Consider the following 22925-nt stretch of genomic DNA (forward strand, 5'->3'; position numbering starts at 1 on the left):
AAAGCCAATGGACATCTCCCCCTTGAGGGGGAGATGTCGGCGTAGCCGACAGAGGGGGGTGTCTCGCCGATCTCGCCAGCCTGCGCGGAAGTGCGGAGGTCGCCTCAATCCTCGATCTTGCGTGCCTCGGAAATCAGCATGATCGGGATGCCGTCGCGGATCGGGTAGGCAAGTCTTGCCTTTTCCGAAATCAGCTCGTTGTCAGCAGCGTGGTAGCTGAGACGGCCCTTGGTCAGCGGGCAGACCAGAAGTTCAAGCAGTTTGGGATCGACCCGGCTGGTCCTGTCTTCCATCTGATCGGCCTATTGCAGCATGGTTTCGATGTCGCCGAAAGTTCGGGCGAGCACGATCTCGGTGATGGCAATCAGCGTTTCGGCGCGGGTCTTGAGATCCGGGGCCTCCAGCAGCGCCTGCTTTTCGGCCGGGCCATAGGGCGACATCATCGCCATGGAATTGACGAGCGTCACGTTGCTGGCGCGCTCGACGCTCTCCCAGTCCGCTTCCAGCTTGTTGGCATCCAGATAGGCCTTGAAGGCGGCCAGCAGCGCATCGCGATCGACCTGCGCTTCGTCATCGGGTTCGGTGAGGTCTGTGGCGAAGGGAACGATCTTGAAGTTACGATAGCCCTTTTTCGACAGGGGCACCTCGTCGAACAGCCGGAACCGGCAGATGCCGGTAAGCGAGGCAATATAACGGCCGTCTTCCATCTCGGCAAAGGACGTGATCCGGCCGACGCAGCCGACCTGGCAGAGCGCCTGAACATGCGCTTGGCCCGCCTCGTCGCGAATTTCACCGAAGGAGGGCTGGATCATGCCGATCAGGCGGTTTCCGGCCAGTGCATCGTCAAACATGGCAAGATAGCGCGGTTCGAAGATATTGAGCGGCAGCTGCGAGCCGGGAAGCAGGAGCACGCCCGTCAGCGGGAATACCGGAAGCATCTCCGGTAGGTCCTGAGGCCTCAGATAACGTGCGTTACCAACTTGCATGTCTCAATTCACCCCGTCGCTGTCAGCGCTCTTATGACGGCCCACTTTGTGATGGCCAGGGGGGCCGTGCCGCTTAAAGACAAGAAATGGGGCGCCAAACTCAAATCTCAAGGGAGATCGTCACCAAGCCGTAACGATAAAGACTTCCCTTGAAAAGTGATTATGAAAACAGGATCGAGGACAGTTTGCGGCGTGCCGAAAGGGTTGCAGGATCCATCGGCCCCCAGACGTCGAAGAACTGCAACAGCTCGCGCCGCGCGCCATCATCTTCGAACGTGCGGTCGCGCTTCATCACCTTGAGCAAGTGGTCTGCCGCCGCCTCGCGGTCGCCTTCGACATTGCGGATCTTGGCAAGCTTGATGCGCGCGCCGTGATCGTCGGGATCGGCAGCGAGGATCTGTTCCAGTGCATCCGGATCGCCGAGCTTGCGCGCTTCCTCGATCTGGTCGAGCTTTTTCACGACAGCGGCGATGCCGGCATCCTTGGCAAGCTCGTCGCTGAGATCAGACAGAACCTCGCGCGCCTGTTCCACTTCGCCAGCGGTAACAAGGCAATTGGCAAGCCCCGCAAGCGCCACGGCATTTTCGGGATCGGCCTGCAGCACGGCGCCAAAGAGGCCAGCGGCATTCTCAAGGTCGCCCTGTTCGGCAAAGGCTTTGGCGTCTGCGAGCGCCGCATCGATCCCCGCCTGCTGGTCATCGATCATCGGGCCGGCAACCTTGTCGATGAATTCGCGGATCTGGCTTTCGGGAACGGCACCCATGAAACCATCGACCGGCCGGCCGCCGACAAAGGCGATAACGGCCGGGATCGACTGGATGCCGAGCTGGCCCGCAACCGAGGGATGATCGTCGATATTCATCTTGACCAGCCGGACGCGGCCCTGGGCTTCGGTCACCACCTTTTCGATCACCGGGGTCAGCTGCTTGCACGGGCCGCACCAGGGCGCCCAGAAATCGACGAGCACCGGCTGCTCACGGGAGGCTTCCAGCACGTCGCGGGTGAAGTTGGCGGTCGTCGTCTCCTTGATTAGCTCGCCGGCCGGTGCGGCTGTGGCCGCTGGCGCCGTCACGGGCGTCTGTGCCGGGGCGCCGCCATAGCTCGCCGTTGCCGTCATCTGGTTGCCGTAGGATGCTGCATAGGGATTGTCGTTGCCGCTCATCATGTCTCCTCGCGGACATCCTCGTCCGTCTGACTGTCTTCCCGTCAGAGATCGTATGTCAGGACGTCACTTTCAAGACAAGGGCTTCATGTCCCGTCGCCTCGATAAAGCGCAGGAGGTCCTTTGACGCGATCGATGTCGTCGCATCGTTGGAAAGCGGATGGCAGTTGACGATCTCGTCCTTCATCAGCTCTTCGTCGATGATGATCTTCACGTTCCGGTCGGTATCATTGATCACACCGAAGGCGGTGACGGCGCCGGGAATGACGCCCAGATATTCCATCAGCTTTTCCGGCCGCCCGAACGAAACCTTGCTGGCGCCACCGATGATCGTGTGCACCGTCTTTAAGTCCACGGTGGCGTTTTCCTCGACGGTGAGCAGGAAATAATTGTCCTTCTTGTCCTTCACGAACAGGTTTTTGGTGTGGCCGCCGGCAATGGCGTCGCGCAGCGCCACCGATTCGGCGACGGTGAAAACCGGCTCGTGCCGCAGGGTCTGATGCGCGATGCCGAGGCTGTCGAGAAACTGGAATAATTCGTCCGGCGTTTTCGGCTGCATTTCACTCATGGCGGCATCCTTCTGGCTTGAAAATGGCGGTCCTGTTTACGCCGAAGGGCAAAAAATCGCAATCTTCCACAGAAAGCAGGCTGTAAAACGTCTTGTTTTCAGGGGCTTGCGACATGCGCATGAAATTTTTTTGGATCGGCCGTCATTTCCCTGTTGCATTTAAAAATCGTCTGGGCCATATAGCCGTCGTCGCAGCAAACAACAACGCAGCGGCGCCACGGTCCACCGACTACCCCCGGACCGAGGCTGATGAGCGGGTGTAGCTCAGGGGTAGAGCACAACCTTGCCAAGGTTGGGGTCGAGCGTTCGAATCGCTTCACCCGCTCCATTTTCTTCTAAGATCAGCAGAACTTTGCATTACGCGACGATGAAGTCGTAGCGGCCGAATTTGCCGTCGTCAGTCGGGCTGACATCGAGCAACAGAGTTTCGTTGAATATCCGGTCGCGCTCGTTGAGTGGCTCGTTTGGAAAGTAGAGTTGCGTCGTCAGCACGCTCCCGCCGGGCCGCTGGACTTTCAGGTGGTAATGCCGGGTGCGGCCAGGATATAGGCCTGGAACGATCGTCTCGAACCACCATTTTCCTTCAGCATCGGTGAATTGATGTCCGCGGAGTTTGTAGCCGCTGTTGTCGTAGCGCCCCTTTTCGTCGGCATGCCATAACTCGATCAGCGCTTTTGAAACGGGCCGGCAGTTCTGGGTCAACACGTACCCGGCGAGTGTCATCCTTTCACCGTCGGGTGCGTCGTTCGCGAAGTCCTGTTTTTCGGGGCTTTCCAGGGAGAAATACGGGCCCTCCGTTTGCCTTTGCGTCAGATCGTCATCGTCACTGCACGTTGGTGTCAGCGACAGTTGTGCCGGCGCATCGCTTGCCTGAGCTAGTCCCGGCAGCGCAATCGGGGCGGCAGCGAAGCCGATCAGGAAATGTCGCCGGGTGGGCATTGCGCTGTATCTCCCCTTTGTGGATATCAAAATCCTTGCGGCTTCATAAGGCGGAAGTGAGGCGATATTCTTGCCCCATCAACCCCTCCCCACATACGGCATCTGCGTCGCCATTACGGTCATCGTCAGCACGTTTGCGTCGAGCGGCAGTCCCGCCATGTAGATGACCGCGTCGGCCACCAGGTTGGCCGGGATGGTGGGTTCGGGGGCGATTTCGCCATTGGCTTGCAGGACGCCGCCGCTCATCTTTGCCGTCATGTCCGTCGAGGCATTGCCGATATCGATCTGGCCGCAGGCGATGTCGAACAGGCGGCCGTCGAGAGCGGTCGATTTGGTGAGGCCGGCGATCGCATGTTTGGTGGCCGTGTAGGGAGCCGACATCGGGCGGGGTGTGGAGGCGGAATTCGAGCCGTTGTTGATGATCCGGCCGCCGCGCGGTGTCTGCGCCTTCATCAGCTTCATCGCCTGCTGGGTACAGAGGAAGGCGCCGGTCAGGTTGGCGCTGACGATGGCGTTCCACTGTTCGAAGGTGATGTCCTCCATCGGCACGGCGGGAAGACCCATGCCGGCATTGTTGACGAGCAGGTCGAGACGGCCGAAATCCCGGCGGATGGTGGAAAACAATGCGGAGACCGCCTGCGGATCGCCGACATCGGCGGCAAAGGCGTGTGCCGCGCCGCCCGTCTCAGCGGACAGTTGGTTTGCCGCCCTTTGCAGAACATCAGGGCGGCGTCCGGAAATGACGACCGTATAGGCGTTTTTCAGCAGCGCGAGAGCAATGACGCGGCCGATCCCGGTGCCGCCGCCCGTGACCAGGGCAATCTTGGATACACTCGCTTCAGCCATGGCCACGTCCTTCTCCTGCCGCATCATCGGCAGGGACATCAAAACCGGTTTTGCCGCAAAAGCCCAGTGGGTTGGTGTTGCATATCGCAGCGTGATGCTGGGACGTGTTGTGCAAGCCTGGACGAAGGGGGCCGGGAGAGCCAATCAGGTCCAGGTAAAGACGTAGTCTGTTTCCTGCCGCAATGTTTCGCCTGGCCGCAGGATGGCTTCTGGAAAATTGGCGTGATTGACCGCATCCGGCCAGATCTGGGTTTCCAGGCAGAAACCGGCGAAGGGGCCGTACTGGCGGCCTTCGAGGCCGGGCACGGGAATGTTCATCTTGAAGCCGGTGTAGAATTGCACGCCGGGCTCCGTGGTGCGGACTTCCAGCGAAATGCCGGAATTGATGCTGCGGACCAGAGCGACCGGCTGTTTTGGACCGCGCCTCTCGGCCAGGCAGAAATTATGGTCATAGCCGATTTTTTCGCCGTCCAGCTGGCGGCGAAGCGGGGTCATGGCGCGCAGGTCGAAGGCGGTGTTTTCAACGGCGCGGATTTCGCCGGTCGGAACCTGCAGATCGTTGGTCGGAAGATAGCTGTTGGCGGCGATCATCGCGTCATGACTGAGCGCATCGGCGGTGCCGTCGAGGTTGAAATAGCTGTGCTGGCAAACATTGCAGATCGTTGCCCGGTCGGTCGTGCTCTCGTAGAGAACATTGAGCACGCCGCCATCGCTGACTGTATAGGTGCAGGTGATGGTGCAGTTGCCGGGGTAGCCGGCGCGGCCATCAGGATCGGTGATCTCAAGCACGACGCGGTCCTGCGCCGTCTCGACCAGTCTCCACAGGCGCTTGGCAATACCGTCGCTGCCGCCGTGCAGGTGTGTCACGCCTTTTTCGTTGCATTCCAGCTGATAGGAAACGCCGTCGATGTCAAAGTGTCCGCCGCCGATCCGGTTGGCGTTGCGGCCGGGTGTCGCGCCAAAATAGGGAGAATGGGCGAGATAATCGGAAAAATTCTCAAAGCCGAGCACCAAAGGCGCGGCGTGGCCGTTCAGGCGCAGGTCCTGGATGACTGCGCCCCAGGTGAGGATATGCGCGGTCAGTCCACCGCCCTTGATCACGATGCGATGCACGGGCTCGCCGGATGGCATATGGCCGAACACTTCAGTCTCTGTCTGCACGGATTTTCTTCCTCCACTCATCCGGCCGCAAACTGCGTCATTTCGCCGATGGCGGCAACCGAAAAGTCATACAAATTACGCCGATCCGCCGGCCTTTTCCGTTCCAGCGCATCGCGTGGCCGTGACCACAGCAGATTCGTTTCAAAACGTCTTCTGATAGATGATGAAGGGCGTCTTTTCGGCGATCCGGTCATAGAGCTTGCGGGCATTTCCATTGAAATCCTGGGTCATCCAGTAGACTTCATCCGCTTTTTGCGCGTTGGCTTTCGCATAGACAGCCTCGATCAGCGCCCGGCCGATCCCCTGTCCGCGCACATCCGGATCGGCAAACAGGTCCTGCAGGTAGCAGATGGAATTCTCGTGCCAGCACGATCTGTGAAAGAGATAATGCGCAAGGCCGACCGGCCTGCCATCGAGAACGGCCAGAAATCCCGCATATTCATGGGCCGCACCCGTCAGCAGCCGTGAAAAGGTGAGAACGTAGATCTCCTCCGGCAGGCTGGTTTCGTAAAAGGCGAGATAGGCCTTCCACAGGCGGCGCCAATCCTGTTCGTCGCCGGGTTCGATGGGGCGGATGATGAGATCTGCGGTCAGCGTCTGTCCTTCCCGATATCGGCGAGATCAAAGGATGTCGTCTGATAGATATCGTTGATCCAGTTGCCGAACAACAGGTGGGCGTGGCTGCGCCAGCGGTTCTGCGGCGTCAGCGTCGGATCATTATGGGGAAAATGGTTGTGCGGCATCTTGATCGGCACGCCGGCATCGACGTCGCGGAAATATTCGTCCGAGAGCGAGGTCGAATCATATTCGACATGGTTGAAGACATAGAGCCGGTTGCCAGCCTTTTCGTGTACGAAGCAGACGCCCATTTCCTCCGATTCCATCAGGATTTCCAGCGCCGGATTTTTCTCGATATCGGCGCGGCGCACCTCGGTCCAGCGCGAGACGGGGATCTGGAAATCATCCGAGAAGCCACTGAGATAAGGCGAGGACGGGTTGAGATTGTGGTGGCGATAGACGCCGAAAGCCTTTTCCTTCAGCGTATATTTCGGCACGCCATGGAAATGGTAGATCGCCGCCATCGCGCCCCAGCAGATGTTGAGCGTCGAATGGACATTGGTATGGGTCCAGTCGAGGATGTCGCTCATCTCGTTCCAATAGGTGACGTCCTCATAATCCAGCGTCTCGACCGGGGCGCCGGTGATGATCAGGCCGTCGAACGTGCGGTGCCTCACCTCGTCCCAGGTCTGGTAAAAGGCAAGCAGATGTTCCTCCGGCGTGTTCTTGGGCTTGTGGCCGCCGAGCCTGATCAGCGAGAACTCGACCTGCAGCGGCGAGGCGCCGACAAGGCGCGCCATCTGCACTTCGGTCTTGATCTTGTTGGGCATGAGATTGAGCAGGCCGATCTGCAGCGGCCGGATATCCTGACGGATCGCCGCAGTTTCGGTCATCACCCGCACCCCCTCTTTGACGAGGGTCTCATAGGCGGGCAGCGTATCGGGAATCTTGATCGGCATGGACAACACTCGGATCTACGAACTCGCGGGGCCGGCATAAAAAAACCGGCAACGACAGAATCGCTACCGGGCCCGCTTGCTTGCGCTCGCACGGCCCTTTAGCGACTTATTTAACGTGGCTGCAAGCCGGCCGGCCAAATCACCACGAGCTTCCTAAATAGCGCCTGTGCGGCTGCGAATCAATATGCAGTGCCTCTGCGGCAGGTGCGCCGCGCGCTTTTTCACGCTGTTGTGTCCGGCGTTTTTGAAACTTGGCCGCTCTTTCATCCGTAACCCTCACGATTACAGGAGGATGCGCGATGCCCAGTCTTGCCTATCAGATCAGCCCGGCCGATTTCCGCCAGCGGCGCCTGTTGCAGGCGACCATCGCCATACTTGCGATGCTGCCGGTGTTTGCAGGACTGGGCGGCTTGGTGATGGGACCGGCATTTCTCGGGGAAAAGATGCCGCCTGTGGATCTCAGCAGCCATGTGCGGTTCCTCTCCGGGCTTTTCTTCGCCTTTGGAATTGCCTGGTACAGCTGCATTCCCGCAATCGAGACGAAAGCGGCGCGGATCCGGCTTCTGGCGATCCTGACTTTTGCCGGCGGGCTGGCGCGGCTCGTATCGCTGATTGCAGATGGCGTGCCTTCGGCGGGGCATCTTTTGGGGCTCGGCATGGAGCTTGTGGTCGTGCCCTGCCTGGTCTTCTGGCACGGCCGCGTTTCGGCCTTGAGCCAGGGCCGGGGCTGAAAAGGTCGCGCGGCGTCCTTCATCTGAAACGGGTGGAGGCGATTGCCGCAAGCGGCGGGTGGGGCGGTCCTAGGCGTGGCTGGGAGGGCCGTCTCACCCTTTGCCGCATGGTAGAGCTTTCCCAATTCGTTCCTTTTACGTCCGATCATGCGCGGGCCGGGGCTGCACCGGGCAGATCGCCTGATGGCGAAGCGTGGGCGGAGACGCGGTTGCGGCCGGAATTCTTGGCCTCATAGAGGGCGGTATCGGCTTCCTCCATCAGGTTCGCATGGGTTTTGTCCCGCTCGCTGCTGCGATAGGCAAGGCCGATGCTGATCGTCACCGGGCGGCGGATCTGGCGCGGATGTGCATCGATGAGCGCCTGGACATTGCCGCGGACCCGCTCGGCCACGGCGATCGCTTCGTCCTGCGAGAGATCGCTGAGGATGACGGCGAATTCCTCGCCGCCGAGGCGGGCGGCAAGGTCCTTTCCGGGCCGGATGGCGTTTTGCAGGGCGCCCGCCACCAGCACCAGGCAGATATCACCATCGACATGGCCGAAGCTGTCATTATAGGATTTGAAATGGTCGATATCGGCGATCAAAAGTGCCGTGCGGCCGGCATTGGTGCGGATGAAATTCATCAATTGGCGGCGGTTGGCCATGCCCGTCAGCGGATCGGTCAGCGCTTCGACGGAGAGCTGCCGGTTGGCCCGCTCCAGGGCGGCGCCGCGTTCGGCCAGATCCTCCGCGAGCTGTTTGTTTTCCAGCGATAGATGCAGGGCGAGCGTCAGCTGCGATCCCACGGCCCGCGCCATCACCACCAGGGCAAGGCACAGAAGGGCTGCGGCGATCGCGAGCAGGCCACCGAATTCGACATCGCTGGCGGCAAGCGTGATGGTGAAAGTCGCCAGGATCGGCACCTGGAAAAGAAAGTGAGCCGGCTCATAGACGACATTGGGAAAGGTGCAGGTGATCGCGCCCATGACCACGCAGCAGATCACCAGCGTCTGGCTGTGGTCGCCGATGCTGAGCATCCAGGCGCCGCCGATGCCCCAGGCCAAACCGGAGATGAGGAAAATAGCTTTGCTGATATGCGACCACGCGACCGGCCCCCAGCCTTTGGGATGGCCGCTTCGACGGGCCATGGCGCCGACGGCATAGGCGGCAGCCGGGGCGCAGATGCAGAAAAACCAGATCAACAGCCCTGTTTTCGCCTGCGGCGACCAATAGGCTGATATCGCGATCAAGCCGCCGAAGATGGTCAGCACCGATGCCGGTGCAGCCTTGTAAAGCGCGTCCATCTGCAGCGCGAGCACATCCGTCCCGCTTTGAAACCGATGTATGGCTTTGGCCATCCCGTTCCCCTTTTGTGCGGCACTATAGCTGGCGTCTCCTAAGATTTCATCTCCCGTATATTCGGGTGGCAGCTCTGATTGCGGCCATGGCGCGGCCTTCACGCGGCGCGGTTTTCGCCCGTGGTTTGTCTCATCTGCAATGTCTGCCGGCTTTTAAGTACGGCAGGGTCGGCCGGGGCACATCGGGTGCCTCAGAGAGTTTAGTGTAGGCGACACACGATGTGCCCCGTTTCGGTGTCTTTTGCCGCGCTTCTCAGGTTCTTCTGCGCCTCCCGTTTGACCGAGAGGCCTCCAATGCCCCAGCCCGGCCGCTTATCCGCCAGGCTTTTCAATGTGGCGGGGTTTCGCCCTGGGCTGTCATAAGACGGCGTGACGAACCCGGCACGCCCGGTTCATTGGCGAACCGGAGGAGAACCACCTTTCACGCAGCCCCGGGGATCTTGCGCGCGTTCCGCAAAACCGTCCGGGCACCGGCCCCACCTCGCCGGCAACGCAAACCGGTGTATCCGTGATGGGACGAAGTGAGTATGGCACGGGTTTTGGGGAGCGGGGATTTTGGGGATGAAATTTTTTTGGTTGGGAGATCAGCCGAAGCGGATTTCGAGAACACATTTACAAATAGAAACTCCACCTTTTCGGGAGGAAATAAAAACCCTAGGTGTTAAGGCGAGAATCGTATTACTCAACCTATGGGAACGGGTTCACTATGCGGAAGCTATACGAGCTGCTTAAAATCGTGATTGGCGTTGTCGTCGGCGCGGGTCTTGTGGTATTTCTCAATGTAAATCTCCACCTATTTAACAGCGGAGCTGCGGTACAGACGATTGGCATGAGCTATGCCGACCTAGCCGCAATCAACTTGACCGTGGCCACAGTGGTATTAGGCGCTGTAGCTTTAATCGTCGGGGTTGTTGCCATATTCGGTTTCCAGATCATCCGCGCGGAGTCCGTGTCAAACGCGGAAAAGCGCGTCTTGGAAGAGATGCCGGAGATACTGAAACGCGAGCTCGGGCGGATGGAAAAAAACGGCCAACTCACCAGCGCGTTGGAACGAGCGCTGTACTCTGGTGGCTCGGAGGAGGATGATGGAGGAAAATCAGCCTCCTAAATAAAGAAAGTAAGGGGTCACAAAATGACAGCGGTAACAAAAGAGTGGCAAAAAATTAAACAGGCAGATCGGGAAACCGTGGCGAAGCATCTGAATGAGCTGCCGGTAAAGCTTGGGGCCCTAGCAAAAGACTTAGGGATAGATGTAAAGCTTTCGTCTCTCCCGCTTAACGTTTCAGGGCAAATTGCAAAAACGCCGACTGGATTTGAGATTAAAATCAATAGGCATGAAAGCCGCCAACGTCAACGCTTTACACTAGCGCACGAGATTGCTCATTTCCTCATCCACCGGGACGTCATAGAGCGGATGGGTGGGACACTTACGGACAGCGTGCTTTACAGGTCCGGCGCGTCTGAAAGTATTGAATACGAGGCAAACCGCCTAGCGTCCCAGATTGTCATGCCCGAGCATGCCTTGAGAGCGGCATATTCGAGATTTGGCGAAAACATTAGTGAGAGCGCGGTTGAACTCTTGGCAGAAGAGTTTGGGGTGTCGAAAGCCGCAATGGAAATTCGCATGGCAGCTTAGCGGTTAAAGGGTGATGATGGGCGATGGCAGTTGAAGTGTCTAATCTGAATTATGTCCCAACGCTCGCGGTGCGATCGAGCGAAATGAACGGCTTAGAGAGGCTGCCTTCGGCTTCGAAAGATCGACTTCAGCCAAACTTCCTACTGGCCCCATGGCCCAACGCCACCGAGTTAATGCGGTCTATCGATCGCATTAACAAGGCATTTCCAGCACGTTCCTTCTTCTTGGATATCGATCGAGACTATCAAATCACGAACATCGAGGTTTTGAGCCAGCAGCAATGGCTTGAGCTTCAGGACCCTGCAAATTGTTTTGCGAACTGGGTGCGATTCATCGAAACCGTACCGAACGCCAGCCCTTGCTTGCAGATCACAGGTTTGAGCCGCGCAGAGATTGTGAACCAAATTATAGCTTTCCAAGAAATGGGGAGGACATATGCTCTCCGAATTGAACTTCAGAGGTTTCCTTCAAATCTCAGCGAAGCTATAGCGGCCCTCAATGAGGTTGGTTCCGCCGATTACGTGGTAATCGTCGATGGCGGCTGGATCGCTGATACGCAGCCCTCTCGCCTGCGTATTGCTAATCTTATTACAACACAGCTTAGCGGTGTTGATGCCCAGATCCCATTTGTTGTCTCCTATACAACCATTCCAAAGGGGTTCGCTGAGGTCGAGGGAGCTGACTTCACGGCCTTCGACAATCGTGAATTTCTCGCGGAACTCGGTCATCTTACGAACCGGCAGCGCATTACCTACGGTGACTGGGGCAGCACCAGGCCCCGTGAACATGGCATGGCGAGCCGTCCAAAACCTCGTATCGATCTTGCATTGCGTAGTGGGTGGCTATCTGCCCGAAACAAGTCTGAAGACTGGGATTTTGATGATGCTGCGCAAGTGGTGATGAATTCTCAGCAGTGGGAGCAGGTAGCTGGTCTAGGGGTTTGGGGCGAATTTATGATTCGCCAAACAGCTATCAGCCCGTCGTTAGGAATAAACTCTCCGCAAAAGAACGTTTCGGTCAGGGTGAATTTGCATCTGCATATTCAGGGATTCTACAACGATGGCGATATTCGAGGTATTAACCTTGACGAACAGTGGGAAGACTAATGTGTCTCCTGCGAGCGAATTTTTGTGAACGGTAAAACGCTGCTCTGAGACGATGCTGGAAAATGGCCACAATGTTTGTTTCTCCGCTCTCATCGCATGCAACTCCAGCAAGAGACTTTTAGCCCTAAGATTATCACCGTCTTAAGTGCCCGTCTTCTACCGCCACAAAGCGGTCTCCGTTATCGCAAAGCCTACCCCTCAATCTCCTCCCGCAGCATCTCCAGCTCCAGCCATTCCTCTTCCATCTTTGCAATCGAGGCCCGCAGTTTCTCCAGCTCGGAGGCGAGCGCGGAAAACCGGGAGGGGTTTTTTGCAAACAGGTTCGGGTCGGCCATTTCCTGTTCGTGTTTGCCGATCTGAGCTTCGGCTTTTTCCATCTCCTTTGGCAGGTTTTCGAGGGCGAATTTCTGTTTGAAGGAGAGTTTGCCCTTGCCGGTTCTGGGCGCGGAGGACGTGCCGTTCTCGGGTGCGGATCTGGCTTTTTCGGCTTTGTCGGCGCGCTTCTTTTCGTCGGCAGCACCCTTGCGCTGCGCCATCATGTCGGAATAGCCGCCGGCATATTCGATCCAGCGGCCGTCGGGGGCGTCGGGATTGGCGGGTGCGATGGTCGAGGTGACGGTACGGTCGAGGAAGTCGCGGTCGTGGGAGACCAGGATGACAGTGCCGGGAAAGCCCGCAACGATTTCCTGGAGCAGGTCGAGCGTCTCGATATCGAGGTCGTTGGTCGGTTCGTCGAGGATCAGGAGGTTGGTCGGGCGCGACAGGATGCGGGCGAGCATCAGGCGGGCGCGCTCGCCGCCGGAGAGGTTTTTGATCGGGGTGCGCGCCTGTTCGGGCTGGAACAGGAATTCCTTCATATAGCCGGTGACATGGCGCTGCTCGCCATTGACGAGCAGGTTGTCGCCGCGCCCGTCGGTAAGGTAATGCGCCAGCGTGTCCTCAAGGTTCAGGTCCTCGCGGCGCTGGTCGAGCGTGGCGATCTCGAGGTTGGTTCCGAGCTTGACCCAGCCGCTGTCGGGCTTGATCTGGCCGGTGAGCATCTTCAAGAGCGTGGTCTTGCCGGCACCGTTCGGGCCGACGAGGCCGATGCAATCGCTGCGATGGACGCGGATCGAGAAGGGGGCGACGATGGTGCGCTCGCCATAGGTCTTGGTGATCTGGTCGGCCTCGATCACCAGCTTGCCGGATTCGCGGGCGTCCGACACGGTCGCCTGGACCGAGCCTTGCGGGCCGTTATGGCCGCGATGCTTGGCGCGCAGGTCCTGCAGCGCGCCGAGGCGGCGCATGTTGCGCTTGCGCCGTGCCGTCACGCCATAGCGCAGCCAATGTTCCTCGCGCTCGATCTCCTTGCCGAGCTTGTGCTGTTCGATCTCTTCTTCCTCCAGCACCTTATCGCGCCAGGCCTCGAAGAAGGCAAAGCCCTGGTTGAGGCGGCGCGACTGGCCGCGATCGAGCCAGACGGTGGAATTGGAAACCTTTTCGAGGAAGCGCCGGTCATGCGAGATGACCACAAGCGCCGAGCGGCTCTTGATCAGCTCGCCTTCCAGCCACTCGATGGTGGGAAGATCGAGATGGTTTGTCGGCTCGTCGAGAAGCAGGATATCGGGCTCGGGCGCCATGACGCGGGCGAGCGCCGCGCGGCGGGATTCGCCGCCCGACAGCTGCGCGGGGTCCTCGTCGCCGGTGAGGCCGAGATGTTCCAGGAGATAGGCGACGCGGTAGGGATCGTCGCTGGGGCCAAGGCCGGCCTCGGCATAGGCGCGCACGCTGTCGAAACCGTCGAAATCGGGCGCCTGGTGCAGATAGCGGATGGTGGTGGAGGGATGGCGGAAGATATCGCCGGACTGAGGTTCGGCAAGGCCGGCCGCCATCTTCATCAGGGTCGATTTGCCCGAGCCGTTGCGGCCGACCAGGCAGATGCGGTCGCCCGGCTCCACCTGCAGATTGGCGCCGGCAAGCAGCGGCGTGCCGCCGAAGGACAGGAAGATATTGTCGAGTTTCAAAATGGGTGGTGCCATGGTCAGGCTCCCGAAAAGTCTTGGGGACGGGCAAGGATCAGCGCCCGGCCGGAGGAAAGGGTGACGCGGACGGTGCCTTCGGCGACGTTGGAAACGGTGCGCGAGGAGCCGAACGGCAGATGGAAATCGGTGAGCGGATAGCGGGCACCGGTAATGGAGAGGCCGGTCAGCGTATCGAGCCCGAGGATGGAAAACAGGCTGCCCTTCGGCAGGCCGATCTCGACGCTGCCGGGCAAGAGCGGATAGGCTTCCTCCTCGCCCGACGTCAGCAGCACCTCGATGCCGTCCTCGGCAAGTCTCGCCGCATAAAGCAGGTGCATGAAGGCATGGTCGCTGCGCTCGCCGCCGAGCGCACCGGCCAGCACGAGTTTTTGCGCGCCGCGTTCCAGGGCGGTGGCGACGGCGATTTCACCGTCGGTCTCATTCTTGGCGGCGGGATAGGGCTCGCGGGCAACCTCCGGCCATGCGTCGATCAGGGATTGCGGCGTGGAATCGAAATCGCCGACCCAGAGTTCGGGCGTCAGGCCAAGCGCGCTCGCATGGCGCATGCCGCCATCGGCCGCAATCACGCGGGCGCCGGATAGCTGGGCTGCCAGCCTGCCCGTCGGCGTCAGCGGGCCGCCCATCAAGATTACGAAAGCCTGTTTGCTCATGGCGCAAGGCCATAGCGTAAACAGGGGGAGGAGGGGAAGGGGCGGGCGTGGATTTGGTGGCGATGGTTCCCTTCTCCCGGCGGGGAGACGGTGGCGCAAGGTGTTGGATGAGGGGGCGACGGATCCGAATGTGCCTTGCCGCCCCCTCATCGCCTCGCTTTGCTCGGCACTTCTCCCCGGGGGGAGAAGGGGGAGTGCGCGGGGCGTGACGGGAATTAAACCGTATTCTTTTCGCGGGTGGTGCAGACCTGTTCGAAGGAGGTGACGAAGCGGTCGAAGAGGTGGGAGAAGGTGGCGACGTCGTCTTCGGGCCAGTCTGCCAGCACGCTGTCGATGACGCTGCGTTTGACGGACTGGATTTCGGCCATCAGCTGTTGTCCCGTGTCGGTCATGACGACGATGATCCGGCGGGCGTCGGCCTGAGAGGCTTCGCGGCGGAGCGCGCCACGGGTGACCATTTCGCCGACGATGCGGCTGGCGCGCGAGGGGTCGATGCGCATCATCTCGGCGATGATCCCGACGGTCACCTCGCCCTCCGGCTCGGCCCGCCGGATGCTGTCGAGGACGTCGAGATGGGTGATTTCAAGGCTCGGGGCGACATTGCTGATGGCAAGGCGCGCAAGCACCCGCCGTCCGATCATGGTGCGCCAGCGCCCCATCGATTGGCTGATCCGCAGGCGGCTGGTCTCCGGGTCTCCGGTCTCAGCGGTGCATTCCAAGGGTAAATGTCCGTGATCCATGGCTCATCCTAGCAAAACACGCGTGCTTCATAAAGCATGAATATGCTAATGGCACAAATGTGCTGTTGACAATTATATGCTAACAGCACATAAATTGCCCAACGCAACCGGATATCCCTCATGGACATGCATGTCACCCCGGCGCCGCTGGTCTCGAACCCGGCCCTTCGCCTGACGCTTTTCTTCTTCCTGATGACGGCTTTGTTCATGGCGACCCTGGACAACCAGATCGTGGCGACGGCGCTGCCGACCATTGTCGGCGAGTTCGGGCAGATGGAGCGGTTCGGCTGGATCGGCTCGGCCTATCTTCTGGCCACCTGCGCCGTCATGCCGCTCTATGGCAAGCTCGGCGACCTCTTTGGCCGCAAATATGTGATGCTGGCTGCGGTGACGATCTTCACGCTGGGCTCGATCGCCTGCGGGCTTGCGGTGTCGATGAACACGCTGATTGCGGCGCGCGTGCTGCAGGGGCTCGGCGGCGGCGGCATCATGGTGTCGATCTTCTCGATCAATGCCGACCTGTTCGAGCCGCGCGAGCGGGCGCGCTACCAGAGCTATTCCAGCCTGGTGCTGATGGCGTCGGGCGCCGTCGGCCCGGTGCTTGGCGGCACGATGAGCGACTTGTTCGGCTGGCGTTCGATCTTTCTCATCAATATTCCGATCGGCATTGCGGTGCTGACCGGCCTGTTCTTCTTCTTGCCCTATCGCCGCCCGACGCGCCGTCCGACCATCGATTATGCCGGGGCGCTGCTTCTGGCTGCCGCCGTGACCTGCGTCGTGCTTCTCGGCGATGGCGCCGAGCTGTTCGGATCGCTGTTTTCATTGGGCAGCCTGGCGATTGTTGTGCTGGGCGCGGTGTGCGCGGCGACCTGGGTGTTCGTCGAGCGCCGCGCGCCGGAGCCGATCGTGCCGCTGACGCTGTTCCGCAACCCGACCTTCAGTCTCATGCTGGTGATTTCGCTGGCGAGCGGCGCCGTCGGCATCGGCATGGTCAATTATTTCGCGCTGTACCTGCAGACGACGACCGGATTGACGCCGTCGATCGCCGGCATGCTGTTCATCATGCTGACCGGCGGCATCGTGTGCGGTTCGCTGACGGCGGGACGGCTGATTTCACGCTCGGGCCGTTACAAGCCGTTTGCCATCCTCAGCGCCAGCCTGACCGTCATGTCGCTCCTGATCTTCACGCAGATCCAGCCGGGCACGCCGCTCTACATCATCTGCGCGATCATGGCGCTGCATGGCATCGGCATCGGCTTTGGCCAGCAGGTGCCGATCGTCGCGGTGCAGAATATTGCCGCGCGTGGCGATGTCGGGGCGGCCACCGGCGCCGTCACCCTGTCGCGCATGGGCGGCGCCTCGATCGCCATCTCGATCTATGGCGCCATCATCGCAGCGGGCCTGGCGCGGGGAACGACCGCGATCCCAGGGATCGAGGACATCGAGAAACTGACGCCGCTGGTGATTTCGACGCTGCCGGAGGCAACGCGCCAGCTGGTGGCTGAGAGCTATACGGCCGCTTTCCTGCCGCTGTTCTTGACGGCTGGCGGCATCGCGTTGATCGCGCTGATTGCGGCGATCAGCCTGAAGGCAGTGCGGCTGCCGCAAAAGCCGGTTTGACGGCGGAAGGCGATTCCTGGACAGAAACGGGAATTGCCGTCAGCCGGCGAGGGCAAGGCCTCCGTGGCGGGTGGTGTCCCGTTCGATTTCGCCGACCAGACTGTCGAGCGCCGGGTTTCGTGATTTCCGTGCGCGGCGCACGACATAGGTCAGGGATGGCGGCCGGGGAAGCCGCTCAGTGACGATATGCATCTCTCCCCTGATATGGCGGTCACTCAACAGGGCCACCCCCATGGCCGCGTTGACGGCCGAGACGATCCCGGCAGCACTGGAACATTCGAAGATGGTTTCGAGAACAGCATCGTCCTGACCGATGTCGAGCGCCCACTGCCGGTAGAAGCACTCGTCATCAAACGAGAGAAACGGGATCGGGCCGTCCTGCGGGAGCGCCAGATCCGGATGCTTCACCCAGTGCAGCCCTTCACGGTAGAGCACGACGTCGGCGGATCGTACCTCGTGGTCGAAGACCTGGATGATGGCCGCATCGAGTTCGCCACGCTCAAGCATGGCACGCAGGACAAGGCTCATGCGCACCTTGGTGCGCACCGCAACATTCGGATGCAGACGGCGAAACCGCCCGAGAATCCGGGCAAGGTCCGTACACGCCGTGTCTTCGGTGAGGCCGAGGGCAAGCCGCCCCGCCAGCGGGGTCTTCGACAGGCTGAGCAAAGCCTCGTCGTGCAGGCCGAGGATACGGCTGGCATAGTCGAGCAGGTCATCGCCCGCCGCCGTGAACGCCGGACCTGTGGACTTGCGGCACAGCAACTCGCAGTCGAGACTGATTTCCAGCCTCTTGATCTTGTGGCTGACGGCAGATTGCGAGAGCCCCAGAGCGGCGGCTGCCCGGGTAATGCCGCCATGTTGGCGGATCGCGGCAAGCGCCCGCAATGCGTCGATCTCCAGCCGGCGGCTGTTGAGTTCGTTCATGGCCATCTCCGTTCTCATCACTTCCACAAACGGTCTATCACAAAAGATGCGGCGCATGACATGAATATGCGTAAAGTCATATTGTCATCGAAATTTGTCATGTGCAGGTTTTGCTCGATCCCCCTATGGATCAGTCATCTTTCTCGCAGCAGAGCATCTCATGTCCGGCATCTCCCCGTCTTCCGTCACCGTCAATCGCCACCCTTTGCTATGGCCATTGCTCGCCACGTTGCTGATCATCGGATGGAGTTCGGGTTTCGTGGGCATCCGGTATGCAAACCAGGAGGCAAGCGTCATGCTTCTGCTGTTCTGGCGGACGCTGCTTTCCGGGCTGATCCTTCTGCCTTTCGCCCTGGCGATCGGTCCCCGACTATCCTGGCGTGCGATCAGAGATCAGGCCCTGTTCGGCATCATGTCCGTATTCCTGTATCTCGGCGGCTTTGCACTCGCCATTGAGCAGAAGGTGCCAACGGGGCTGGTCGCGCTGATCGCCGACCTGTTGCCACTGGCGATCGCCGCCCTGTCCCAACCGGTTCTCGGCGAACGGCTGACGCGGCGGCAATGGCTGGGCACGGCGATTGCCGTCATTGGTGTCTTAATCGTGTCTTTCGACAGCCTCAGTTTCGGCACGGCTCCAGCCTGGGCCTACGGGCTGACCGCCGGTTCCATGCTGATATTCGCCGTCGCCTCGGTTTTGCACCGGCGCCGCAGGACGCAGCATATGCCGGTTCATCAGAGCCTCTGCATCCAGACCCTGATGGGGTCGGTTCTCTTCGGCCTGTGTGCGTGGACGCAGGGCAGCCTGGCGCCACCGATGAGCCGCGATTTCGCAATCGGGATGATCTGGCTGGTTCTGATTTCGACATTCCTCGCCTATGCCGTCTACTATACCAGTCTGCGGCTGTTTCCGGTGGCGAAAGTCAGCGCGGCGATCTATCTCAGCCCGCCCGTGACGATGCTCTGGGCCTGGATGCTGTTTTCAGAACCCCTGACGGCTGCAATGTTTGCCGGGTTGGCGGTGACGCTGGCCGGCGTGTGGATGACATCGCGCGGGTGACGACGTGAAGTCTGTGGTTTTGACGAACCGCCGAGGCTGCGTATATCTGCTTTGAGCCCTTCGATGACGCCGCGCTCCCAATGCTGCCCCCTTGCCAAGCATTTCACGCAGGGCTAAACCTCCTCCTGCTCTAACGGGGTGCCGGCCGTTCTTTATGAGAACGTTTGGCTGAGAGGCTTTTTCAAAGCCAACCCGAAGAACCTGATCCGGTTTGTACCGGCGGAGGGATTAGACGGCACATTCCAGCGCCCTATTCCCAATTTTTGGATTTATAAGGAGGCGCGGATGCGCAAGGCGATCATTTCATTTATCGGGGCTTTGGCTGTGTTTGCTGCGCCGTTTCCGGCGCTTTCGCAAGACAAGGTGCTAACGGTCTATACCTATGAGAGCTTCACCAGCGAATGGGGCCCCGGCGCCAAGGTGGCGGAAGCGTTCGAGAAGACCTGCGGCTGCAAGCTTTCCTATGTCAGCGTTGCCGATGGCGTCGAGCTTCTAACCCGGCTGAAGCTCGAGGGCGCCTCTTCCAAGGCGGATATCGTGCTCGGGCTCGATACCAATCTGGTCTCCGAGGCCAAGGCGACCGGCTTCTTTGCGCCGCATGGCATCGATACCTCCGCCATCAAGGTGCCCGGCGGGTTTTCCGACGATACGTTCGTGCCCTATGACTACGGCCATTTCGCCGTGATCTACGACACGCAGGTGATGAAACAGCCGCCCAAGAGCCTGAAGGAGCTGGTCGAGGGCGATCCGGACCAGAAGATCGTCATCGAGGACCCGCGCACTTCGACGCCGGGCCTCGGACTGCTGTTGTGGGTAAAGTCAGTCTATGGTGCGGAGGCGCCTGCCGCCTGGGCGAAACTCAAGAACCGCGTGCTGACCGTCACCCCCGGCTGGTCGGAAGCCTACGGCCTGTTCACCAAGGGCGAGGCGCCGATGGTCCTGTCCTATACGACCTCGCCGGCCTATCACATGGTGGCCGAAAACACCGACCGCTATCAGGCGGCCGCGTTTTCCGAGGGGCATTACATCCAGATCGAAGTGGCTGGCATCACCAAGGCTGCCAAGGATCCGGCGCTCGCCAAACAGTTCCTCTCCTTTGTTACGGGGCCAGAGTTCCAGTCGATCATCCCGACGACCAATTGGATGATGCCTGTTGCCGCCACCAGGGAGCCGTTGCCGGAGGCTTTCGGCAAGCTGGTGACGCCGGAAAAGACGTTTTTGATGTCTTCGGACGCGGTGGCGGCCAATCGCAAGGCTTGGATCGATGAGTGGCTGGCGGCGATGAGCCGGAATTGACAGCGCCAGAGATGATCGCTGGATCGTGGCCGCACGGAAAGGGTTTCCTCTTCTCCCCAGCGGGGAGAAGTGCCGAGCGGATGCGAGGCGATGAGGGGGGCTCCGGCGAAGCCGGAGCGAGACAATGGTGCCTTCGGCCCCCTCATCCGGCCCTGCGGGCCACCTTCTCCCCGCTGGGGAGAAGAGGGAGCGAGGCGCCGGCTGTAAACGATATAAAGCCATGATGATCGGCCGTATTGAACGTCGATGGACATTGACCGCCGGGGCGCTTTGCCTTGGGGGCATCGTGCTGTTCGTTTGCCTGGCGGCGGCTGCGCTTCTGGCGTTTGACGAGCCGGGATCCGCCCGTGATGGGGCGCTGTTTGATGCCTATGTCTGGCGTGTGGCCCGGTTCACGCTGTTGCAGGCGACGCTGTCCACGGTGCTTTCCATTGCCTTTGCCATTCCCGTGGCGCTTGCGTTGGCCCGGCAGGTGGATTTTCCCGGCCGGGTCTGGATCATCCGGCTGATGGCGCTGCCGCTTGGGTTGCCGGCGCTGGTGGCGGCGCTCGGGCTGATCGGGATCTGGGGGCGGCAGGGGGTTTTGAACACGGGGCTGGTGGCTTTGGGGCTTGATCAACCCGTCAGCATCTATGGCCTGTCGGGCATTCTCGTTGCGCATGTCTTCTTCAACATGCCCTTGGCCGCGCGGCTGATGCTGGGCGGGCTGGAGCGTATTCCCGGCGAATATTGGCTTGCCGGGGCCAATCTCGGTATGCGGCCGCTGTCGATTTTCCGTTTCATCGAATGGCCGGCGATCCGGGGACTGTTGCCGGGGATCGCCGGGCTGATCTTCATGCTCTGCGCCACCAGCTTTACCCTGGTCCTGACGCTTGGCGGCGGGCCTGCGGCCAGCACGATCGAGGTGGCGATCTACCAGGCGCTGCGGTTCGATTTCGATCCGCCGCGCGCCATCGCCCTGTCGCTGCTGCAGATTTCGGTGACCGCAACGCTTCTGGTTGCAATACGGCTGATGACGCCGGCTGTTGATGACGGCCATGGCGGCGGGCGCCGGGTGCGCCGGTTCGATGGGCGCCGCGGGTTTCAGCGGGTGGCCGACGGACTGGTGATCGCGCTGGCTGTCCTGTTCCTCGTCCTGCCGCTTGGGTCCGTTGTCGCCTCGGGTCTGCGCTCCGACCTTGTCCGGCTTGCCAGCGATCCGATGGTGCAGCGGGCCTTGCTTACCAGCGTCGTCATCGCGCTCACCTCCGGCCTGCTTTGCGTCCTGTCGGCGGCCGTGATGATCCGGGCGCGGCAGGCAGCGCTGTCGCCACGGCGGCCTGCCTTGGTGCAACGCGGGCTGGCGGCCGGCATCTTTGCCAGTTCGTCGCTGGTGCTTCTGGTGCCGCCCGTGGTTCTGGGGGCCGGCTGGTTCCTCCTGTTGCGGCCGCTCGGCGATGTCGCCCGGTTTGCGCCGCTCCTGGTTATCCTGATCAATGCGCTGATGGCGCTACCTTTCGTCTACCGCGTGCTGGAGCCGGCCATGGCCACCCATGCGGCGCGCACCGGCAGGCTTGCCGTCAGCCTCGGCCTTGGCAGCTGGCACCGTTTGCGGCTGATCGACTGGCCGGGCTTGCGCAGGCCGCTGATGATGGCCCTGTCCTTTGCCTGCGCTCTGTCGCTGGGCGATCTTGGCGCGGTGGCGCTGTTTGGCTCGCAGGATATGGTGACCTTGCCCTGGCTGCTCTATAGCCGTATGGCCGGATACCGCTCGACCGATGCGGCCGGGCTGGCGCTGTTTCTCGGCCTCGTCTGCCTGGTGCTGACGATCGCCGGGACGCCGCGCGCCGATGCTGACAGGAGAAAAAATGCCGCCGCCTGATACGACTATTGCGGTTCGCCTCAGCGATGTGCGGGTGCGGTTCGGGGCAACGCAGTTGCAGTTCGATTGCGCTATCGGCAAGGGTGAGATCGTGGCCGTTACCGGCGCATCCGGGTCCGGCAAATCGACGCTGCTCAATGTGATTGCCGGGTTCGAGACGCCGGATGCGGGCAGGGTTGATATTCTAGGAGAAGATGTGGACGGGCGCGATCCGGCGGAGCGGCCGGTCTCGGTGATCTTCCAGGAGCATAACCTGTTTGCCCATCTCGACGTCGCTACCAATATCGGTCTCGGCATCGATCCGGCGCTGAAGCTTGGCCTCAAGGAAAAGGCAAAGATCGCGAGCGCGCTCATCCGCGTCGGGCTCGACGGTTTCGGCAAGCGTTTGCCGCCGACATTATCGGGGGGCGAGCGCCAGCGCGTGGCGCTTGCGCGCGCTCTGGTGCGCCGCAAGCCGGTGCTTCTGCTCGACGAGCCGTTTGCAGCGCTCGATCCCGGCTTGCGCGCCGGGATGATCGATCTGCTTCTCGATCTGCACCGGCAGGAAGGCCACACGATCCTGGTCATTACCCATCATCCCGACGATGTCCGGATGATGGCCGACAGCGTGCTCTTTCTCGACAAGGGCCGCATCATTCTGCACGAGCCGAAGGCGCAGTTTCTGGCGCATTCCGGCCTTGCGGCTGTCGACCGCTTTCTCGGACGGTGAGCATCGCCTGCGATGCTCTTGCCACAATTTGAACGATAGCCTGTGCGACGGCGATT

The 22925-nt window shown here is 60.8% G+C and carries 23 protein-coding genes, 1 tRNA gene and 2 riboswitches; of the genes, 10 read left to right on the forward strand and 14 right to left on the reverse strand.

Annotation, left to right across the window (positions count from 1 at the left end):
* Positions 1-104: 104 nt before the first annotated feature.
* The 4 genes from PYR65_RS02955 to PYR65_RS02970 form a co-directional block, all read right to left on the reverse strand.
* The gene (locus tag PYR65_RS02955) at positions 105-293 is read right to left on the reverse strand and encodes a Trm112 family protein (RefSeq protein ID WP_060638452.1); all 189 of its coding nucleotides are present in this window, start codon (positions 291-293) and stop codon (positions 105-107) included.
* 9 nt (positions 294-302) lie between these two features.
* On the reverse strand, positions 303-986 hold the full coding sequence (locus PYR65_RS02960) for an LON peptidase substrate-binding domain-containing protein (RefSeq protein ID WP_276119839.1): 684 nt from the start codon (positions 984-986) through the stop codon (positions 303-305).
* 160 nt (positions 987-1146) lie between these two features.
* Positions 1147-2148 (reverse strand): thioredoxin, encoded by a 1002-nt coding sequence (gene trxA, locus PYR65_RS02965; protein WP_276119840.1) that lies wholly within the window; start codon positions 2146-2148, stop codon positions 1147-1149.
* Between the two features lie 58 nt (positions 2149-2206).
* The gene (locus PYR65_RS02970; protein WP_276119841.1) at positions 2207-2716 is read right to left on the reverse strand and encodes a prolyl-tRNA synthetase associated domain-containing protein; all 510 of its coding nucleotides are present in this window, start codon (positions 2714-2716) and stop codon (positions 2207-2209) included.
* 253 nt (positions 2717-2969) lie between these two features.
* On the opposite strand from PYR65_RS02970, the gene PYR65_RS02975 reads away from it, so the two are divergent.
* Positions 2970-3044: transfer RNA gene (locus PYR65_RS02975), tRNA-Gly, on the forward strand.
* Between the two features lie 29 nt (positions 3045-3073).
* On the opposite strand, the gene PYR65_RS02980 is transcribed toward PYR65_RS02975, so the two are convergent.
* From PYR65_RS02980 to metA, 5 genes are all read right to left on the reverse strand, one after another.
* Positions 3074-3655, reverse strand: a complete 582-nt coding sequence (locus PYR65_RS02980) for a dioxygenase family protein (protein WP_276119842.1) — start codon at positions 3653-3655, stop codon at positions 3074-3076.
* A gap of 78 nt (positions 3656-3733) precedes the next feature.
* A complete protein-coding gene (locus PYR65_RS02985; RefSeq protein ID WP_276119843.1) occupies positions 3734-4501 on the reverse strand; it encodes an SDR family oxidoreductase in 768 nt (255 codons plus the stop codon).
* A 144-nt stretch (positions 4502-4645) separates the two neighbouring features.
* Positions 4646-5632, reverse strand: a complete 987-nt coding sequence (locus PYR65_RS02990; protein WP_456238694.1) for an aldose epimerase family protein — start codon at positions 5630-5632, stop codon at positions 4646-4648.
* A gap of 171 nt (positions 5633-5803) precedes the next feature.
* On the reverse strand, positions 5804-6256 hold the full coding sequence (locus PYR65_RS02995; protein WP_276120948.1) for a GNAT family N-acetyltransferase: 453 nt from the start codon (positions 6254-6256) through the stop codon (positions 5804-5806).
* Entirely contained in the window at positions 6253-7179 is a 927-nt protein-coding gene (gene metA / locus PYR65_RS03000; protein ID WP_276119845.1) for a homoserine O-acetyltransferase MetA, read from the reverse strand. The genes PYR65_RS02995 and metA overlap by 4 nt, the downstream gene beginning before the upstream one ends.
* A 78-nt stretch (positions 7180-7257) precedes the next feature.
* Positions 7258-7335: riboswitch (SAM riboswitch) on the reverse strand.
* A gap of 143 nt (positions 7336-7478) precedes the next feature.
* Between metA and PYR65_RS03005 the strand changes: the two genes are divergently transcribed.
* Positions 7479-7910 (forward strand): DUF4345 domain-containing protein, encoded by a 432-nt coding sequence (locus PYR65_RS03005; RefSeq protein ID WP_276119846.1) that lies wholly within the window; start codon positions 7479-7481, stop codon positions 7908-7910.
* Between the two features lie 145 nt (positions 7911-8055).
* Here the strand turns inward: PYR65_RS03005 and PYR65_RS03010 are convergent, their stop codons facing one another.
* Positions 8056-9246 (reverse strand): GGDEF domain-containing protein, encoded by a 1191-nt coding sequence (locus PYR65_RS03010; protein WP_276119847.1) that lies wholly within the window; start codon positions 9244-9246, stop codon positions 8056-8058.
* Positions 9247-9952: 706 nt separating this feature from the next.
* On the opposite strand from PYR65_RS03010, the gene PYR65_RS03015 reads away from it, so the two are divergent.
* From PYR65_RS03015 to PYR65_RS03025, 3 genes are read left to right on the forward strand one after another with little or no spacing between them, the layout of a single operon-like run.
* A complete protein-coding gene (locus tag PYR65_RS03015; protein ID WP_276119848.1) occupies positions 9953-10354 on the forward strand; it encodes a hypothetical protein in 402 nt (133 codons plus the stop codon).
* A 24-nt stretch (positions 10355-10378) separates the two neighbouring features.
* A complete protein-coding gene (locus tag PYR65_RS03020; RefSeq protein ID WP_276119849.1) occupies positions 10379-10882 on the forward strand; it encodes an ImmA/IrrE family metallo-endopeptidase in 504 nt (167 codons plus the stop codon).
* A gap of 23 nt (positions 10883-10905) precedes the next feature.
* The gene (locus PYR65_RS03025; protein ID WP_276119850.1) at positions 10906-11988 is read left to right on the forward strand and encodes a beta family protein; all 1083 of its coding nucleotides are present in this window, start codon (positions 10906-10908) and stop codon (positions 11986-11988) included.
* A 191-nt stretch (positions 11989-12179) separates the two neighbouring features.
* Here PYR65_RS03025 and PYR65_RS03030 read toward each other — a convergent pair whose 3' ends face one another.
* The 3 genes from PYR65_RS03030 to PYR65_RS03040 all read right to left on the reverse strand — a co-directional run bounded on the left by PYR65_RS03030 (position 12180) and on the right by PYR65_RS03040 (position 15399).
* A complete protein-coding gene (locus PYR65_RS03030) occupies positions 12180-14006 on the reverse strand; it encodes an ABC-F family ATP-binding cassette domain-containing protein (RefSeq protein WP_276119851.1) in 1827 nt (608 codons plus the stop codon).
* A 2-nt stretch (positions 14007-14008) separates the two neighbouring features.
* Positions 14009-14659, reverse strand: a complete 651-nt coding sequence (locus PYR65_RS03035) for a thiamine diphosphokinase (protein ID WP_276119852.1) — start codon at positions 14657-14659, stop codon at positions 14009-14011.
* A 215-nt stretch (positions 14660-14874) separates the two neighbouring features.
* Positions 14875-15399, reverse strand: a complete 525-nt coding sequence (locus tag PYR65_RS03040; RefSeq protein WP_276119853.1) for a MarR family winged helix-turn-helix transcriptional regulator — start codon at positions 15397-15399, stop codon at positions 14875-14877.
* Positions 15400-15519: 120 nt separating this feature from the next.
* On the opposite strand from PYR65_RS03040, the gene PYR65_RS03045 reads away from it, so the two are divergent.
* Positions 15520-17019, forward strand: coding sequence for an MDR family MFS transporter (locus PYR65_RS03045; protein WP_276119854.1), 1500 nt, complete (start codon positions 15520-15522; stop codon positions 17017-17019).
* 39 nt (positions 17020-17058) lie between these two features.
* Here PYR65_RS03045 and PYR65_RS03050 read toward each other — a convergent pair whose 3' ends face one another.
* Positions 17059-17946, reverse strand: a complete 888-nt coding sequence (locus tag PYR65_RS03050; RefSeq protein WP_276119855.1) for a LysR family transcriptional regulator — start codon at positions 17944-17946, stop codon at positions 17059-17061.
* A 160-nt stretch (positions 17947-18106) separates the two neighbouring features.
* Here PYR65_RS03050 and PYR65_RS03055 point away from each other — a divergent pair, with 160 nt between their 5' ends.
* From PYR65_RS03055 to PYR65_RS03070, 4 genes are all read left to right on the forward strand, one after another.
* Positions 18107-19003, forward strand: coding sequence for a DMT family transporter (locus PYR65_RS03055; protein WP_276119856.1), 897 nt, complete (start codon positions 18107-18109; stop codon positions 19001-19003).
* A 124-nt stretch (positions 19004-19127) separates the two neighbouring features.
* Positions 19128-19248, forward strand: a riboswitch (TPP riboswitch).
* Between the two features lie 40 nt (positions 19249-19288).
* Entirely contained in the window at positions 19289-20299 is a 1011-nt protein-coding gene (gene thiB / locus PYR65_RS03060; protein ID WP_276119857.1) for a thiamine ABC transporter substrate binding subunit, read from the forward strand.
* A 223-nt stretch (positions 20300-20522) separates the two neighbouring features.
* The gene (gene thiP, locus PYR65_RS03065) at positions 20523-22160 is read left to right on the forward strand and encodes a thiamine/thiamine pyrophosphate ABC transporter permease ThiP (RefSeq protein WP_276120949.1); all 1638 of its coding nucleotides are present in this window, start codon (positions 20523-20525) and stop codon (positions 22158-22160) included.
* Positions 22147-22869 carry a thiamine ABC transporter ATP-binding protein gene (locus PYR65_RS03070; RefSeq protein ID WP_276119858.1) on the forward strand — a complete coding sequence of 241 codons (723 nt, stop codon included), beginning with the start codon at positions 22147-22149 and terminating at the stop codon, positions 22867-22869. Before thiP ends, PYR65_RS03070 begins: the two co-directional genes overlap by 14 nt.
* Positions 22870-22925 lie beyond the last annotated feature (56 nt).

Source organism: Pararhizobium qamdonense (genome assembly GCF_029277445.1).
Lineage (GTDB): Bacteria > Pseudomonadota > Alphaproteobacteria > Rhizobiales > Rhizobiaceae > Pararhizobium > Pararhizobium qamdonense.